We start from the raw sequence: 15,264 nt of genomic DNA on the forward strand, positions 1-15,264 counted from the left end.
TGTTGTCCCGGATAACGTATCCCCTTTCTCCGGCGACAGCCTGGACGCCGGTACCCGCAAGAACGGCCAGAAGGCTCGACCCGCCGAGCAGCATGGCGGCGCCCCCACGCCGCATGCGGGACCGGCGCGTGATACGGCCGGCCTCGTTTTCCGAACGCGCTGCCCCGCCGCCCGCGCGCGGCGACCACTCACTCTTTACGAACATTCTGACCCCCGCATTGCCGGACCTGCACGCCCCCGCGCGCCCGGCATCAAAGTTCCAGCCTCTGCTCTACAGGACAGGGCTGGCCAGCGACAATGAAATAAAATGAAAGAATCAGTCGTAAAAGATTAAAACTGCGACACGTCGAATAAAGACATGCCTCCAGGACTCACGAGACAGAGGTCATTTCCATCGGTCGCGAGCCATTCGAACATTGAGCGAAACTTCACGTCCGCGGAGCGCGCTATAATGCACGAATACACCCCTGGCGAGTATCACAGGACTCCGAGCCACCGGTAGAATGGCGACGGCGTAGCGGCCGGTTCCTGGAAACGAGCCTGGGATCGCCGCAAAGGCGAGCCGATGTGGCCGGCTCGGCGGGGCTACCAGCGCAGGCCGGGGGTTTCCACCGGCGCGGTCCACAGTTCGACCTGCGCGTCGTCCAGAAGGGCCAGTGTGATCGACATCCCTGCCATGTCGAGCGATGTCACGAAGGTTCCCGTCAGCGACCGCTCCGGCATGATGCCGTTTTCCTCGAAGAACCGGTGCGCGATGCCCTGCGCGAGATAGAGTTCGATCGGCGGCGTGCCGCCGAAGCCGTTGACGAGAAGCAGCGGCCGCCCTCGGACGCCGAGCGCCATTTCCGCCCGGATTTCCGCCAGAATGCGCTCGCCCAGCACGCGCACGATCTCGTCGGCGCTGGTGAAACGTGCCCGCTGCAGCCCCGGCTCGCCGTGGATGCCGATCCCGATCTCCATCTCGTCCGGACCGAGGGAGAAGGTTTCGCGCGGATTGTTGGGAACCGTCACGCCCCGGAGCGCCACGCCCATCGAGCGGATGCGGCGGTTGAGGTTTTCACCGAGCGCCCTCAGATCGGCGAGGCCGGCGCCCCGCTCGGCAGCGGCGCCGATGAGCTTCTCGACGATCATGGTTCCCGCCATGCCCCGCCGGCCACGGCTGCGCACCCCGGCCCCGGTCGCGGCATCGTCCTCGACGACGACCATCTCGATGGCGTGACGGCCGGAGGCCATCTCGGCCGCCATCTCGAAGTTCATGACGTCGCCGTCGAAGTTCTTCACGATCAGCAGACAGCCGGCGCCGGTATCGGTCTCGTCCATGGCGGCGACGATCTGGTCCGGCGTGGGCGAGGTGAAGACGTGGCCGGTGCAGGCGGCATCGAGCATTCCGCGCCCGACGAAGCCGGAGTGCATCGGCTCGTGGCCGGCTCCGCCTCCGGCGATCAGCGCCACCTTGCCCGGCGTCAGATGGCGCCGCCGCACGAATTTGCGATCGCTGCCGAAGGCCACCAGCGCCTCGTGCGCCCGCACGAGCCCGGCGAGGCTTTCGGCCACGAAGCTTTCGGGCGCATTCATGATCCGCTTCATCTCACCGGATTCCGGACGGATGAGAAGAAGCAGCGGCATGGCGATGATGTCGGGGCGGACACGTCACTCCTCTCCGTTCACCAGGGCGGCCATTTTCTGCACCAGTTCGGCGATGGCGTCGTCAAACCGGCGGTTTTTCTTGTCGTCACCGAAATCCGGCGCCATCAGCGTCAGCGGACGCAGTTTCTCCCCGCCGCCCGCATCCGGCAACCGTCCGGGATGGGCCGACTGATAGACCACCAGAAAGCGCTCCTGCTCGGCCGGGCTGAAATGGCAGACGCGGAAGATGGTCGGCAGGTGGCGGGCGGGCAGGGGGGTGTCGTAGGCCGGGCTCGTCACCTGGGTGACGAAGCTGCGGTGCTTGCCGAGCGCCGTCGCGAGCCTCTGGCGGGTGCCGGACGGGCGGTTGTCGAGGATGTCGGCCAAAAGCGTCTTGTACGCGATCACCGCTTCGTCGATAGGTTCCCGCGCCATGCACTAGCCTTTCGTGCGCGCCGATGCGCGGTTTACGAGCGCCGATGCGCCGCTCAGGCCGTGCAAATGAGCGCGCATTGCCGCCAGCCGACCGCGCACGACCGAGACTTCCCGGAAGCCGATCCCGATCAGGCGGGCGAGGCCGTCCGGATCGCCGGCGAGGTCGCCGCAGACCGACACCGGCTTGCCGAGCGCATCGGCATCGGCGCGGATCCGGTCCAAGAGGCGGAACAGCGCGATCCCGGAGCGCGCGTTCAGGTGGGCCACCGCCGGGTCGTCCCGCGACGCCGCCGACAGATACTGCATCAGGTCGTTGGTCCCAACCGAAAAGAAGGCCGCCCGGTCGAACAGGTCCAGCGTCAGTGCGACCGCCGGCACCTCGACCATGATGCCGAGCGGCGGGCGGCGGAAGGCGGTGCCGGCCCGGGCGAGACGGGCCGCCTCATCGTCGAACAGCCCTTCCATCGCCGCGACCTCCTCCGGCAGCGTGACCATGGGAAGGAGCACGCGGACGTCGCCGAGCGCGGCGGCGCGCAGCAGCGCCCGCGCCTGCGTCCGGGCGAGTTCGGGGTGGGCGAGCAGCAGGCGGATGCCGCGCAGGCCGAGGAGCGAGGCCGGCCCGCCCTCCGCGAGCCCGGGGAGCGGCTTGTCCCCGCCGAAATCGAGCATCCGCACCGTCACCGGCCGGCCGGCCATGCCTTCCACGATGCGGCGGTAGCTGGCGAAGTGGCGCTCCTCGCTGAGCGCCTCGGCCAGAGAGAGAAACAGGAACTCGGTGCGGACGAGGCCGACGCCGTCCACCGTGGCGGGGTCGACGGCATCGAGATCGGACAGCGTGTTGAGGTTGACGAGAACCCGCATCCGTTCCGCGGCGGCAGCGGTTTCGCCGGGCGCCGCCTGCGGACCGCCCAAGGGGGACGGGACAAAGCCCGGGGACGTATCCGGCATCGGGAGCGCGCCCGGCCGCACCAGTCCCCGGTCGCCGTCGACGAGGATGATATCGCCGTCGATCGCGGCGATGTCGCCGAGACCCACGACCATGGGCACGCCCTGGGCGCGCGCCAGCAGGGCGACATGGCCGGCGGCACTGCCGGCGCCGAGTGCGATGGCGCCACCCTTCGACCAGTCGTGGGCCAGGAACCGGCTCGGCGGCATATCGTGACCGAGATAGATCGTCCCGGCCGGGAAATCCGGCGCGCGACTTCCGGCAAGCGCATCGAGCACGCGCTGCCGCAGGTCGGCGAGATCGGACGCCCGCTCGGCGAAGGCATCGTCGTCGGCCTCGCCACCGCGGAAGGCGTCGATATAGTCGGCCATGGCGCCGGCCCATGCCAGCGCCGCCCCCTCTCCCCGCTCGATGCGGGCGAGCGCGGGAACGAGGATCTCCTCATCGAGCAGCATCTCGATCTGGAAATCGAGCACACCGTGGCCGAGACCGCCGGTACCCTCGGCGAGCGCGCGCAGTTCGGCGACGGCGATCTCCACCGCCGCCCGCAGCGCCGCACCGTCATCGCCGCCGGCCGGACCGGGCGTCGCAGGGCCGTCCTCACGCGCCCGGAAGACGGGACCGGACGCCCGGCCGGGCGAGGCCGGCGTGCCGGGACGCTCGCGCGCCCGCGCCTCAGCCGGGCCGACCATCGGCCCGTCCGAGCTTGCGGTCCTCGTCGAAATTGCGCCGCACCAGCTCGCTCAGCGCAAGGATCGCCTCCTCGGCGCGGGAGCCTTCGGCCCGGATGCGCAGGCGCGTGCCTCGGCGGATGCGGGCCCCCATGATCTTGACGATGCTCTTGCCGTTCAGCCACTCGGCCGAGCCGTCGACCGCCACCTCGATCAGGCACGGGAAGCTCTTGGCGAGGCGGGTGAAGGTGACGGAGGGCCGGGCGTGCAGGCCGATGCCGTGGGTCACCTCGACCTCGGTCTGCCAGCTCTTGCCGGCATTCTCACGCGGAACGCGGGAATTGGACTCTCTCATCAGGGCGACAGCTCCTCGGCCGTCGCCACGACCTTGGCGAGGCTGGAGCCGCCGGAGGCTTCGGCCGCCGCCACGACCGCGCCTTCCACCAGCGGCGCGTTGCAGACGACGATGCGCGCCGCCCGCGCGGCACCGAGCAGTTCGGCGGCCGTCTCGCTGTTGGTTTCGGCGCCGCCGAGATCGACGAAGATCGCGACGCCGGCATCCGACCACGCCGCCTCGATCGCCGCCTGAATGCCGGCGACGTGGGTGCCGAGGCCGCCCTCGGCATTGCCGCCGGTCCAGGCGAGCGGCACGCAGTCGCCCACCATCTGGCGCACCATGTCGGCCGCGCCGCGCGCCACCAGGGGCGAGTGCGACACGATCACGATGCCCACATTGGCCGGGCGCTCCCCGGGGCCGGTCATGCTCATGACGCGCGTTGCTCCGCGAAATAGCCGCAGATGGCGGCAGCCAGCAGCGCGCAGCTCGACGCGCCGGGGTCCTCATAACCGATGGAGCGCGGGCCGAGAAAGGCGGCGCGGCCGCGCCGCGCCTGCATCGGCCCGGTCGATTGCGCGGCGGAGCGGGCGCAGGCGGCGATGCGCTCCGGCGCCGAGCGCTTCAGCACCTCCGCCTGCACAGGATAGAGCACGTCGAGCAGGGTCTTGTCGCCGGGCTCGGCCCGGCCGCGCCGGGCGACCGCGGCGATCGCCCGTTCCAGCGTCGCGGCGAAGCCGTCGGCGTCGGCGTCGGGGGCGAGCCCGCGCCCGAGCTCCATCATCAGCGTGCCGTAAAGCGGGCCGGCGGCACCGCCGATGCTCATCACCAGAACGAAGCCGATCCGCTCCAGTGCGGCGGGGAGGGGGAGGGCGGCGATGGCCTCGCGCTCGGCGAACACGGCTTCGAGACCCCGGCGCATGTTGGCGCCGTGGTCGCCGTCGCCGATGGCGCTGTCGAGCACCGTCAGGTGGTCGCCGTGCCGGTCGATCTCGGCGCGGCAGAGCGAGATCAGTTCCGAGAGATCCCCGGGATCGAGTTGCATCCGTCTGCCTCCTCTCCCGCCGCTGCCGTCCTCAGCCGGCGCGCGCCAGCGCCTCGAACACCCGCGCCACCGCGACGGCGCCCGGATCGGGCGAGCCCTCGAGATCGCGCGCCCCGACATAGGCGGCCCGGCCGGCACGCGCCCGGGTCATCGCCCGCGTTGCCTCGGCGCCCTCGACGGCCGCGGCGGCCGCGGCAGTGAGCCCCGACGGTCCGAGCGCCCTGAGCGCCGGATCGAGCGCATCCACCAGCGTGCGGGCGCCGGGCGTCGCGCCTCCATAGAAGGTCATGCGGTCGAGGCCGGCAAGGAGGGCGGCGGCGAGGTCGCCGGTCTCGCGCATCGCCTTCGCGCTCGCCGTGAAGAAGATCGACATCAGCACGCCGCTCGAACCACCCATGGCCTGCCCGAGCGTCTCGCCGATGGCCTGCATCGTGGCAGCGGGGTCCGCCAGCGGCAGTGCGGCAAGACGGGCTTCGATCGCGCGCGCCCCGGTCGCGACCGTCGAGCCGGTATCGCCGTCGCCAGCGCGCGCGTCGAGGCGGTTGAGTTCCTCTTCCAGCCCCATCAGGGTCGTGCAGGCCAACAGGATCACGGCCTCCACCGCCGGATCGCGGCTGGCCGCAGGTGCCGCATCGTGAACCGCCGCCGGGGCCGGCACGGTCTGCACCGGGCTCGTCGCGACGGCCGGGCGCCATGCGAGCGGCTCGACCGCCGAGACGAGCGCCGCCTCGCGCCCGGCATCGAGCCGGAGCAGGGAGAGGGAGAAGCCGTTCATGTTGAGCGCGGTCATCAGCGCCGCCGGGCCGATGACGAGCTTGACGCGCGCGCCGAGCGGGGAGCGCAGCACCGTGTCGGCGATCAGGCTCATTTCCAAAGGTGGGACGGCGCCGAGATTGTTGATCAGCAGCGCGTGGTCGGCACCGGGCACGAGCTTCGCGGCGAGCCGCTCCGCCATCAGCGTCGTGATGGCCTCGGCCGCCTGGAGCGGGATGCGCTCGACGCCGGGCTCACCGTGAATGCCGAGGCCGAGTTCGCCCTCGTCGGCCCCGAGCCGAGCCTCGTGGGCCTGACCGGGAATGGAGCAGGACGACAGCGACACGCCGAGGGAGGCGATGTCGCCGGCAGCGGACCGCGCCGCGGCGGCGACGGTCGCGAGGTCCGCGCCCGTCTCGGCATGGTGACCGGCGATCTTGTGCACGAACAGGGTGCCCGCGACGCCGCGCGGCTGGTCGAGATCGGGCAAGGCGATGTCGTCGGCGACGATCACCATCTCGACCTTGAAGCCTTCGGCGCGGGCGCGTTCCGCGGCGAGGCCGAAATTGAGCCGGTCGCCGGTATAGTTCTTCACGACGAGCAGGCAGCCGGGTGCCCCGGTGACCGCCCGGATCGCGGCGAGCACGGCCTCGACGCTGGGCGATGCGAAGATCTCGCCCGACACGGCGGCGGTGAGCAGGCCGCGGCCGACGAAGCCGGCGTGGGAGGGCTCATGGCCAGCGCCGCCGCCTGAGACCACCGCCACCTTCGACTTGTCCCAGTCGGCACGCAGCACGACCTTGATGTCGGGATAGGTGTCGAGCCGGGCGAGGCGGCCCGGCGGGGACGTCCGCAGCAGGCCGTCCAGCGCCTCGGTGACGATGCTTTCGCGGCGGTTGAAGAAGTGTTTCATCGCTGCCTTCCAGATCCGATCGGTCCGTAACGTAACAAGGCGCGGGCATCGTCGCCCCGGCCGGTCAGACGAGCCTCTGCCCATCGGCACCGAAATAGAGCGGCGTGCGCAACGCGAGCCGGATGCGGTCGCCGGGTCCGACCGGCCGGTCGGGATCGGCCAGCGTCACCAGCTTGTGGCCGCCCACCCGGATATGAAGATGATTCTGGTCACCGAGATGTTCCACCCAGTCGATTTCGGCATTTCCATCGGATGCAAGCGCGATGTCGAGATGCTCGGTGCGCGCGCCGATGGTGCGCGTGCCGGCGGGGGCAGCCGGAGCGGGCAGAAGATCGGCCGGCAGCAGGTTGATGTGCGGCTGGCCGAGGCGCGCGGCGACGTGGAGATTGGCGGGATCGGTGTAGATCTCGCGCGGGGTGCCGATCTGCACCAGCCGCCCCTCGGCGAGGATGCCGATCCGGTCGGCCATGGTCATCGCCTCGATCTGGTCGTGGGTGACATAGAGCAGCGTGGCGCCGAGTTCCTTCTGGATGCGCTTCAGCTCCAGCCGGAGTTCGCCCCTGAGCTTGGCGTCGAGCGAGGAGAGCGGCTCATCCATGAGATAGATCGCCGGCCGCCGCACCAGCGCACGGCCGATGGCGACGCGCTGCATCTCGCCGCCGGACAGGCGGGTGGAACGGTTCTCGAGCTTGTGGTCGATGCGCACCATGCGCGCGACCGCCCGAACCCGCGCGTCGATCGCCTCGGCGCTCATCCGCCGGGCGGGCGAACGCAGCGGAAAGGCCAGATTCTCGTACACCGTCAGATGCGGATAGAGCGAATATTGCTGGAAGACGAACGCCACGTCGCGGCTGGCCGGAGACTGGCCGTTCATCGCCACGCCGCCGATCGACACGGTTCCGGTATCGGCGCGCTCAAGCCCGGCGATCACCCGCAGCGTGGTGGTCTTGCCCGCCCCGGTCGGCCCCAGCAGCACGACGAACTCGCCGTCGGCGATGTGGAGATCGATGCCCTGCAGCGCCTGCTTCTCGCCGAAGCGCTTGCTGATTCCCGTCAACGCAACGTCAGCCATGGGCGCCTTCTCCGTGCAGCGCGGAGCGGATGGCACGGCCGGATCCGCAATTGAAGAGCGACAGCCGCTCGCTGTTGAAGCTGAGCCCCACCGGCTCGCCGATGCCGTAGCGCCGGTCCGCCGGCAGGCGCGCGCGGATCAACCCGCCGGCGGTCTCGACGGTGACGATCTGGTTGGTGCCGAGATATTCGCTGCCATAGACGGCGCCGCGCAGCGCGGACGCATCCGAGAAGCGGACATGCTCGGGCCGGACCCCGAGGGCGAGTTCGCCCGGGGCGACCTCCTCGCGGACCGCCGGCACGGCGAGTTCCGCCTCGCCGATGCGCACCACGCTGGTGCCGCGGGCGAGGCCGGACGTGAAGCGGATGAAGTTCATCGGCGGCGAGCCGATGAAATCGGCGACGTACATCGAGGCCGGACGGTTGTAGATCTCCTGCGGCGTGTCGAACTGCTCGATCACGCCGTGGTTCATCACCGCGATCTTGTCGGCCATCGCCATGGCCTCGATCTGGTCGTGGGTGACGTAGACGGTGGTGGCGCGGATGCGGTTGTGAAGTTCCCGCAGCTCGCGCACCATGAACTCGCGGAACTCGGCATCGAGCGTGCCGAGCGGCTCGTCCATCAGAAAGCATTTCGGCCGCCGCACGATGGCGCGGCCGAGCGCGACGCGCTGGCGGTCGCCGCCGGCAAGCCCGGAGACGGAGCGGTCGAGGATGTGATCGATCTGGAGAAGCCGCGCGGTCTCTTCCACCCGCCGCCGGATCTCCGCCCGCGGCACGCCCTGAGCATGGAGCGGAAAGCCGATATTCTTGCGCACGTTCATGTGCGGATAGAGCGCGAACAGCTGGAACACGAAGGCGATGTCGCGCTCGCGCGCCCGGTTGAAGGTGACGTCCTCGCCCGCCAGCCGGATGGTGCCGCTGGTCGGCAGTTCCAGCCCCGCGATCATGCGCAGCGTGGTGGTCTTGCCGCAGCCCGAAGGCCCAAGCAGCGCCAGAAACTCGCCGTCGGCGACGGTGAAGGTGGAATCCTCGACGGCGACAAAGCTGCCGAAGGCCTTGCGGAGGTTTTCGACCCGGATTTCAGCCATGACCTACTCCGGAAACTTCGACACGATCATGAACAGGACCGTGCCGGCGAGCAGCGTGACGAAGGAATAGGTGTAGAGCACCAAGAGGAACGGCTGGAACAGCATCAGGAAGCCGGCGCCGATGATGGCAACCGCCAATGCTTCCATGGGGCCTCGGCGGAGGAAGAAGGGCCGCCGCCGCCGCGCCGGCGCGGCTGTCGTCGCCTCAGGCATGGGACCGCTCATTTGCGCACCGCTCCGAAGGTGATGCCGCGCAGCAGCTGCTTGCGGAGCAGGATGGTGAACACGAGGATCGGGATCAGGAAGATCGTGGTGCCGGCCGCCACGGCCGGCCAGTCCTGCCCGCCCTCGCCGATGATGGTGGGGATGAAGGGCGGCGCCGTCTGGGCGCTGCCGGAGGTCAGCAGCGACGCGAACGCATATTCGTTCCACGCGAAGATCAGGCAGAAGATGGCGGTGGCCGCGATGCCCGTGGTCGCCTGCGGCAGCACCACCTTCCGGAACGCCTGCAGGCGGGTATAGCCGTCGATCATCGCCGCCTCCTCGTATTCGCGGGGGATCTCGTCGATGAAGCCCTTCAGCAGCCAGACCGCGAGCGACACGTTGACGGCGGTGTAGAGCAGCATCATGCCGATCGCCGTGTCGGACAGGCCGAGCTGGCGGTACATCAGGTAGATCGGGATCGCGACGGCGATAGGCGGCATCATCCGGGTGGAGAGGATGAAGAACAGCAGATCGTCGGCGAGCGGAACCTTGAAGCGCGAGAACCCGTAGGCCGCCAGCGTGCCGAGCAGGACAGCCAGGAAGGTCGAGCCGAACGCGATGATCAGCGAGTTGGCGAAGCGCGGCAGGAAGTTCGACGCGCCCACGATCACCATGTTGCGCTCGCGGGTCACCGCGTCGCACACGCCGCTCGGCGGCGGCAGCGCGGCGATATAATCCGGCGTCTGGCGGCTGCGGGTGGTGAAGAGGTTGCAGTAGCCTTCCAGCGACGGGGTGAACAGCACCTTCGGCGGATAGGAGATCGAATCCGGCGGCGACTTGATGCTGGTGAGGAAGATCCACACCAGCGGCACCATCGTGATCAGCGCATAGACGATGACGAGCGTGGCGGCGATGCGCTTGGAAGTCGGGCTCGGTTCGACGACCGAGTGGGCGGCGTTGGCCGAGCTCATCTCTGCTTCACCCTGTTGAGCGCCTTGACGTAGATGTTGGCGAGGCCGAACACCGCGACGAACAGCACGATGGCGAAGGCGGAGGCCCGGCCCGTCGCCCACGCCTCGAACGCCTGCCGCTTCAGCGTGATCGAGGCGACCTCGGTGGTCGAGCCGGGACCGCCGCCGGTCAGGAGGTTCACCATGTCGAACATCTTGAAGTTCTCGATGCCGCGGAACAGCACCGCGAGCATGATGAACGGCAGCGCCATCGGCACCGTGATCGACCAGAACTGCCGCCAGGCGGAGGCGCGGTCGACCTCGGCGGCCTCGTAGATGTAATCGGGGATCGAGCGCAGCCCCGCGAGGCAGATCAGCATCACGTAGGGCGTCCACATCCAGGTATCGACGATGATGATCGCCCAGGGTGCGAGCTTCACGCTGCCGAGCATCTGGATCTCGGAGGTTGGGATGCCGCTGACGAACGACACCGCGTAGGCGAACAGGCCGATCTGGGGCTCGTAGAGAAAGCGCCAGAAATTGCCCACCACCGCCGGCGACAGCATCATCGGAATGAGGATGAACGTGGTCCAGAAGGCGTGGCCGCGGAACTTGCGGTCGATGAGATAGGCGAGCCCGAAGCCGAGCACGGTCTGCAGCACGATGGTCCAGAACACGAAGTGCGCGGTCGTCTGCATCGCCGCCCAGATGTCCGGGTCGTTGAGCATCCGCGAATAGTTGCCGAGCCCGACATTCTGCACCACGGCGTTCGGCCGGTTGGCGCGGTAATTGGTGAAGGACAGATAGATCGCCCACACCAGCGGGAAGATGTTGATGGCGAGCAGGAGCGCGATGGTGGGCGCGATGAACAGCCACGCGATCGCGCGGTCGGACAGGCCGCGGATCCTGGCCGCCAGCGGCTCCGGCGCCGCCTCCGCGGCCCTTCGCAGCGCCTTCTCGGCAAAGGTGTCGTTGGAACTCAAGGGTCGCATCCTGTGACAGCCGTGCCGGCGCACGGGCGGGGATGAAGGCGTTCGGCCGCGTCGGCGCGAAAGGACCCGTGCCGGCCCCGGAAGGAGTGCCGCGGCCGGAGCGATCCGGCGGCGGCGGGACCGGGCTGTCGAGACCCGTGGCGGTTCGCGGCCGAGGGACCGGGAACCGCCGCGGCGACGCGCCGGCACGGGAGTTTCAGCGGGAAGAAGAGGAGACGCGCCGTCCCCCCGGAATGCGCGGGCCGGCCGAAACTGGCCCGCGAAGGATCGGATCATCGGGTCTCGACGATCGGAATGCGTCCGATCCGGATATTCGGATCAGATCTTCAAATCCTGGATCAGATCTTGCCTTCGTCCTTGAAGATCTCGGTCCAGTCCTTCACGAGCTCGTCGAGCGCTTCCTGCGCCGTGCCCTTGTCGGCGACGACATAGTCATGCACGCGCTTCTGCATCGCCTGGAGCAGCTCGGCATAGCTCGGCTCGGCCCAGAAGTCCTTGACGATGGCCATGGATTCCAGGAAGGCCGGCGCATAGGGCTGGCTCGTCGCGAAGTCCGGCGCGTCGACCACCGCCTTGAGGCAGGAATAGCCGCCGAGCTTCCACCACTTGGCCTGCACGTCGGGCTGGGCGAACCACTTGATGTATTGCAGCGCGGCGTCGCGCTTGTCCGAGTAGGACACGACCGAGATGCCCTGGCCGCCGAGCTGGGCGAAGTGGAACTTCTCCGCCGGGTTCGGGAAGAAGCCGATGCGGTCGCCACCGACCTTCTCGTCCTTGTAGAGGCCGGGCCAGGTGAAGGCGAAGTTCATCTGCATCGCCACCTGGCCGGATTTGAAGGCGTCGGCGGATTCGACCATGTAGACGTTGGAGCTGCCCGGCGGGGTGCAGCAATCATAAAGCGACTTGTAGAACTCCAGGCCCTTCGCCGCTTCGGGCGAATTGACGAAGCCCTGCATGTCATAGGGCTTCTTCGGGTTCTCGTACTGGAAGCCCCAGTCGTAGAGGACGTTCGTCACGCCCATGGTGATGCCTTCCGAGCCGCGCTCGGTATAGAGCGAGGCGCCATAGACCGTCTTGCCGTCGATCTGCCGCTTCTGGAAGAACTCGGCGATCTGCTTGAGCTGATCGTAGGTTTTGGGCGCGGCGAGATCCCAGCCGTACTTCTCCTTGAATTCCTTCTGGATCTCCGGACGTTCGAACCAGTCCTTGCGGTAGGTCCAGCCCACTACGTCGCCCATGGCCGGCAGCGCCCAGTAGTTCGGCGTGTTCTTCGGCCATTCCGAATAGCCGACCACCGTCGCCGGCACGAAGTCATCCATCTTGATGCCTTCTTTGGCGAAGAAGTCGTTCAGCTTGACGTAGTGACCGTTCTCCGCCGCGCCGCCGACCCACTGGCTGTCGCCGATGATTAGGTCGCAGAGCTTGCCGTGGGAGTTGAGTTCGTTGAGGAACCGGTCGGCATAGGCCGTCCACGGCACGAACTCGTATTTCATGTCGATGCCGGTCTTGGAGGTGAAGTCCTTCGACAGCTCCACCAGCGCATTGGCCGGATCCCACGCCGCCCAGCAGAGCGTGAGCTGCTCCGCCTTCGCCGCCTGCGGCATGGACAAGGGCAAGGCAACGGCGATCGCCCCGAGAAGGGGTATCCACTTCTTCAGCATGCTCTCCTCCCAGAGATCGAGGCGGATTCATTGTCCGCCTCCTTGGCGCCCACGTTCCGGCCACGCCGGTCGCGTTTAGCTTTGTGTTTAGTTATGGCGACATCACTGAACATTGCAAGCGCAATTCGATGCTGCGATGCAGCGTCACCTTGGGAGAAGATCAAGGGTTTCCGGGGGGAATTCCGGTGGCTGCCCGCGAGCGACCTCCGTTCGCGGCGGAGCGCGCGGGACTAAACATGGGGGAGAGCGCGGACGACGGCCGGCATCGGGGCACGGCCGGCGCCCCGCCGCACACTGCGGATCAGAGGCCGGCGAGGCGGGCGCCTTCCTCGGCTTCCTCCTCGGTGTCGTAGAGCGCCACGACGCCGGTCGGGAACACGACGAGCCAGGGCTTCAGCCAGTCCTCGGGATGGACGAGGTCGTCGCGGTGGACGACCCGCGCCGCGAACTCGGAGGCGCGGATGCCGGCGTCTTCTTCCTGCGGGCGGTCGCGGCCGGCGGCCTCGTCATGCGGGGCGGCGCGCGGGGCAGGGCGGCGGTCCGTCATGGCCGCGCCTCTTCCGGGATGCGCAGCGGAGCCGCGGTGAGGGCCGCGATTTCCGCGGGGGAGATTCCGGGCGCGCATTCGACGAGCGTCAGGCCGTCCGGACCGATATCGATCACGCCGAGATCGGTGACGATGCGGTCGACCACGCGGCGGCCGGTGAGCGGCAGCGTGCAGGCCTCCAGGATCTTCGGCTCGCCCCGCGCGGTGTGCTCCATCAGGACCACCACGCGCTTCACTCCGGCGACGAGGTCCATGGCGCCGCCCATGCCCTTCACCATCTTGCCGGGGATCATCCAGTTGGCGAGGTCGCCCTCGCTTGAGACCTGCATCGCGCCGAGGATGGAGAGATCGATGTGGCCGCCGCGGATCATCGCGAAGGAATCGGCGGAGGAGAAATAGCTCGTCGTCGGCTGTTCGGTGACGGTCTGCTTGCCGGCATTGATGAGGTCGGCATCCTCCTCGCCCTCGAACGGGAACGGTCCCATGCCGAGCATGCCGTTCTCGCTCTGGAGGGTGACGTTCATCCCGGCGGGAATGAAGTTGGCGACGAGGGTGGGGATGCCGATCCCGAGATTGACGTAGAAGCCGTCCTTCAGTTCGCGGGCCGCACGGGCCGCCATTTCGTCTCGCGTCCAGGCCATCACACGGCCTCCTTCTCGCTGGCGGTCGACCGCGGCCGCACCGTGCGCTGCTCGATGTGCTTGCGGCTTGCGGGCACATGCACCAGCCGCTGCACGAAGATGCCGGGCGTGTGGACGTGGTCGGGGTCGATCCCGCCGGCCGGCACGAGGTGCTCGACCTCGGCCACCGTCACGCGGGCCGCCGTCGCCATCATCGGGTTGAAGTTGCGCGCAGTCTTGCGGAAGACGAGGTTGCCTTCGCTGTCGCCCTTCCAGGCGTGGACCAGCGCCAGGTCGCCGAAGATGCCGCGCTCCATCACGAAGGTCTCGCCGTCGAACTCCCGCGTTTCCTTGCCTTCGGCGACGAGGGTGCCGACGCCGGTGCGGGTGAAGAACGCCGGGATGCCGGCCCCGCCGGCGCGGATGCGCTCGGCAAGCGTTCCCTGCGGGGTGAACTCGAGCGCAAGGACGCCGGAGAGATATTGCTCGGCGAACAGCTTGTTCTCGCCCACATAGGACGACACCATCCTGTCGATCTGCCGGCTTTCGAGCAGCACGCCGAGGCCGATGCCGTCGACCCCGGCATTGTTGGAGACGACGGTGAGGCCCTTCACGCCGGAGAGCCGCACGGCCTCGATCAACGTTTCGGGAATGCCGCAGAGCCCGAAGCCGCCGGACAGGATCGTCATGCCGTCGGACAGAACATCCGCCAGCGCTTCGGCGGCGGTCGGGTAGATCTTGTTCATGGGATAATCCGGGAGTTCGTGGCGGACGGATGGCCGGGACCGGCGGGGGCTCGGTCCCGGCTGCGCTCAGGTCGGCGTCACGCCGCTTCGGCGCGCTCCGGCACGGGCAGGCCCAGCCACTCGCGGTAGAAGGTGTCGATGTCCGGCTCGAAATCCCGGATCACCGGATACCAGGGCGTCGGGGCCTCGACGTCGTGCAAGGTGCCGCATTCGGGGCAGTAATATTCGCGCAGCACCTGCCACGACGGGGTGGGCGCCATCAGCCGCGGATAGATCTGTTCCAGCGCCTCGGGCGTGTCGCGCACGCGCACGCGGGCATGCAGCTTCCAGTTCTGCCGCCAGTCGCAGAAATCGTGGCCGCACTCGCAGCGCACCTTCCACTGCCGCGTGGTCTTGTGCTGCACGATATAGAGCTTCGGGCCGAGCGGCAGGACGATACGGTCGTCCCACGGCACGCGCTCCTGCAGGATCTCGATATACATCCGGAAGCGCTCGGGATCCTTCGGGGTCGAGAGCATCTGGTGAAGGGTATCGTGATCGATCTTGCCGTCGATGAGATCGGAGATCTTGGCACGGGTGTAGGCCATGGCTGTTTCCTCGCCTGTCTTGTTCTTTGAGGGTTCGATGCCGGGCGCCGGGGCAGAGCCCGGCGCCCGCGC

Annotated in this window: 17 protein-coding genes; all 17 read right to left on the reverse strand. The window is 68.5% G+C overall.

From position 1 onward, the window contains the following. Window positions 1-585 precede the first annotated feature (585 nt). The 17 genes from BUF17_RS15730 to BUF17_RS15810 all read right to left on the reverse strand — a co-directional run bounded on the left by BUF17_RS15730 (window position 586) and on the right by BUF17_RS15810 (window position 15,192). A complete protein-coding gene (locus BUF17_RS15730; RefSeq protein ID WP_073630660.1) occupies window positions 586-1,587 on the reverse strand; it encodes a dihydroxyacetone kinase subunit DhaK in 1,002 nt (333 codons plus the stop codon). 63 nt (window positions 1,588-1,650) lie between these two features. Beyond that, window positions 1,651-2,061 (reverse strand): hypothetical protein, encoded by a 411-nt coding sequence (locus BUF17_RS15735; protein ID WP_073630393.1) that lies wholly within the window; start codon window positions 2,059-2,061, stop codon window positions 1,651-1,653. Between the two features lie 3 nt (window positions 2,062-2,064). Next, on the reverse strand, window positions 2,065-3,699 hold the full coding sequence (locus BUF17_RS15740; protein WP_073630395.1) for a putative PEP-binding protein: 1,635 nt from the start codon (window positions 3,697-3,699) through the stop codon (window positions 2,065-2,067). After that, the gene (locus BUF17_RS15745; RefSeq protein ID WP_073630397.1) at window positions 3,683-4,033 is read right to left on the reverse strand and encodes an HPr family phosphocarrier protein; all 351 of its coding nucleotides are present in this window, start codon (window positions 4,031-4,033) and stop codon (window positions 3,683-3,685) included. Before BUF17_RS15745 ends, BUF17_RS15740 begins: the two co-directional genes overlap by 17 nt. Then, window positions 4,033-4,440, reverse strand: coding sequence for a dihydroxyacetone kinase phosphoryl donor subunit DhaM (gene dhaM, locus BUF17_RS15750; protein ID WP_073630662.1), 408 nt, complete (start codon window positions 4,438-4,440; stop codon window positions 4,033-4,035). Before dhaM ends, BUF17_RS15745 begins: the two co-directional genes overlap by 1 nt. Before the next feature lie 2 nt (window positions 4,441-4,442). Further along, entirely contained in the window at window positions 4,443-5,057 is a 615-nt protein-coding gene (gene dhaL, locus BUF17_RS15755; RefSeq protein ID WP_073630399.1) for a dihydroxyacetone kinase subunit DhaL, read from the reverse strand. Window positions 5,058-5,088: 31 nt separating this feature from the next. Further along, on the reverse strand, window positions 5,089-6,723 hold the full coding sequence (locus BUF17_RS15760; protein WP_073630401.1) for a dihydroxyacetone kinase subunit DhaK: 1,635 nt from the start codon (window positions 6,721-6,723) through the stop codon (window positions 5,089-5,091). 64 nt (window positions 6,724-6,787) lie between these two features. Further along, on the reverse strand, window positions 6,788-7,795 hold the full coding sequence (locus BUF17_RS15765) for an ABC transporter ATP-binding protein (protein ID WP_073630403.1): 1,008 nt from the start codon (window positions 7,793-7,795) through the stop codon (window positions 6,788-6,790). Then, on the reverse strand, window positions 7,788-8,885 hold the full coding sequence (locus BUF17_RS15770) for an ABC transporter ATP-binding protein (RefSeq protein WP_073630405.1): 1,098 nt from the start codon (window positions 8,883-8,885) through the stop codon (window positions 7,788-7,790). The genes BUF17_RS15765 and BUF17_RS15770 overlap by 8 nt, the downstream gene beginning before the upstream one ends. Window positions 8,886-8,888: 3 nt before the next feature. Then, entirely contained in the window at window positions 8,889-9,098 is a 210-nt protein-coding gene (locus BUF17_RS15775) for a hypothetical protein (protein WP_073630664.1), read from the reverse strand. Between the two features lie 8 nt (window positions 9,099-9,106). Beyond that, window positions 9,107-10,060 (reverse strand): carbohydrate ABC transporter permease, encoded by a 954-nt coding sequence (locus BUF17_RS15780; RefSeq protein ID WP_073630407.1) that lies wholly within the window; start codon window positions 10,058-10,060, stop codon window positions 9,107-9,109. Next, window positions 10,057-11,031, reverse strand: a complete 975-nt coding sequence (locus tag BUF17_RS15785) for a carbohydrate ABC transporter permease (RefSeq protein ID WP_073630409.1) — start codon at window positions 11,029-11,031, stop codon at window positions 10,057-10,059. Before BUF17_RS15785 ends, BUF17_RS15780 begins: the two co-directional genes overlap by 4 nt. Window positions 11,032-11,369: 338 nt before the next feature. Then, window positions 11,370-12,692 (reverse strand): ABC transporter substrate-binding protein, encoded by a 1,323-nt coding sequence (locus BUF17_RS15790; RefSeq protein ID WP_073630411.1) that lies wholly within the window; start codon window positions 12,690-12,692, stop codon window positions 11,370-11,372. 301 nt (window positions 12,693-12,993) lie between these two features. Beyond that, window positions 12,994-13,239 (reverse strand): hypothetical protein, encoded by a 246-nt coding sequence (locus tag BUF17_RS15795; protein WP_073630413.1) that lies wholly within the window; start codon window positions 13,237-13,239, stop codon window positions 12,994-12,996. After that, on the reverse strand, window positions 13,236-13,880 hold the full coding sequence (locus BUF17_RS15800; protein WP_073630415.1) for a CoA transferase subunit B: 645 nt from the start codon (window positions 13,878-13,880) through the stop codon (window positions 13,236-13,238). Before BUF17_RS15800 ends, BUF17_RS15795 begins: the two co-directional genes overlap by 4 nt. After that, window positions 13,880-14,605 (reverse strand): CoA transferase subunit A, encoded by a 726-nt coding sequence (locus BUF17_RS15805; RefSeq protein ID WP_073630417.1) that lies wholly within the window; start codon window positions 14,603-14,605, stop codon window positions 13,880-13,882. The genes BUF17_RS15800 and BUF17_RS15805 overlap by 1 nt, the downstream gene beginning before the upstream one ends. 77 nt (window positions 14,606-14,682) lie before the next feature. After that, a complete protein-coding gene (locus BUF17_RS15810) occupies window positions 14,683-15,192 on the reverse strand; it encodes an acetone carboxylase subunit gamma (protein ID WP_073630419.1) in 510 nt (169 codons plus the stop codon). Between the last annotated feature and the right edge of the window lie 72 nt (window positions 15,193-15,264).

Source organism: Pseudoxanthobacter soli DSM 19599 (assembly GCF_900148505.1).
In the GTDB taxonomy this organism is placed as follows: domain Bacteria; phylum Pseudomonadota; class Alphaproteobacteria; order Rhizobiales; family Segnochrobactraceae; genus Pseudoxanthobacter; species Pseudoxanthobacter soli.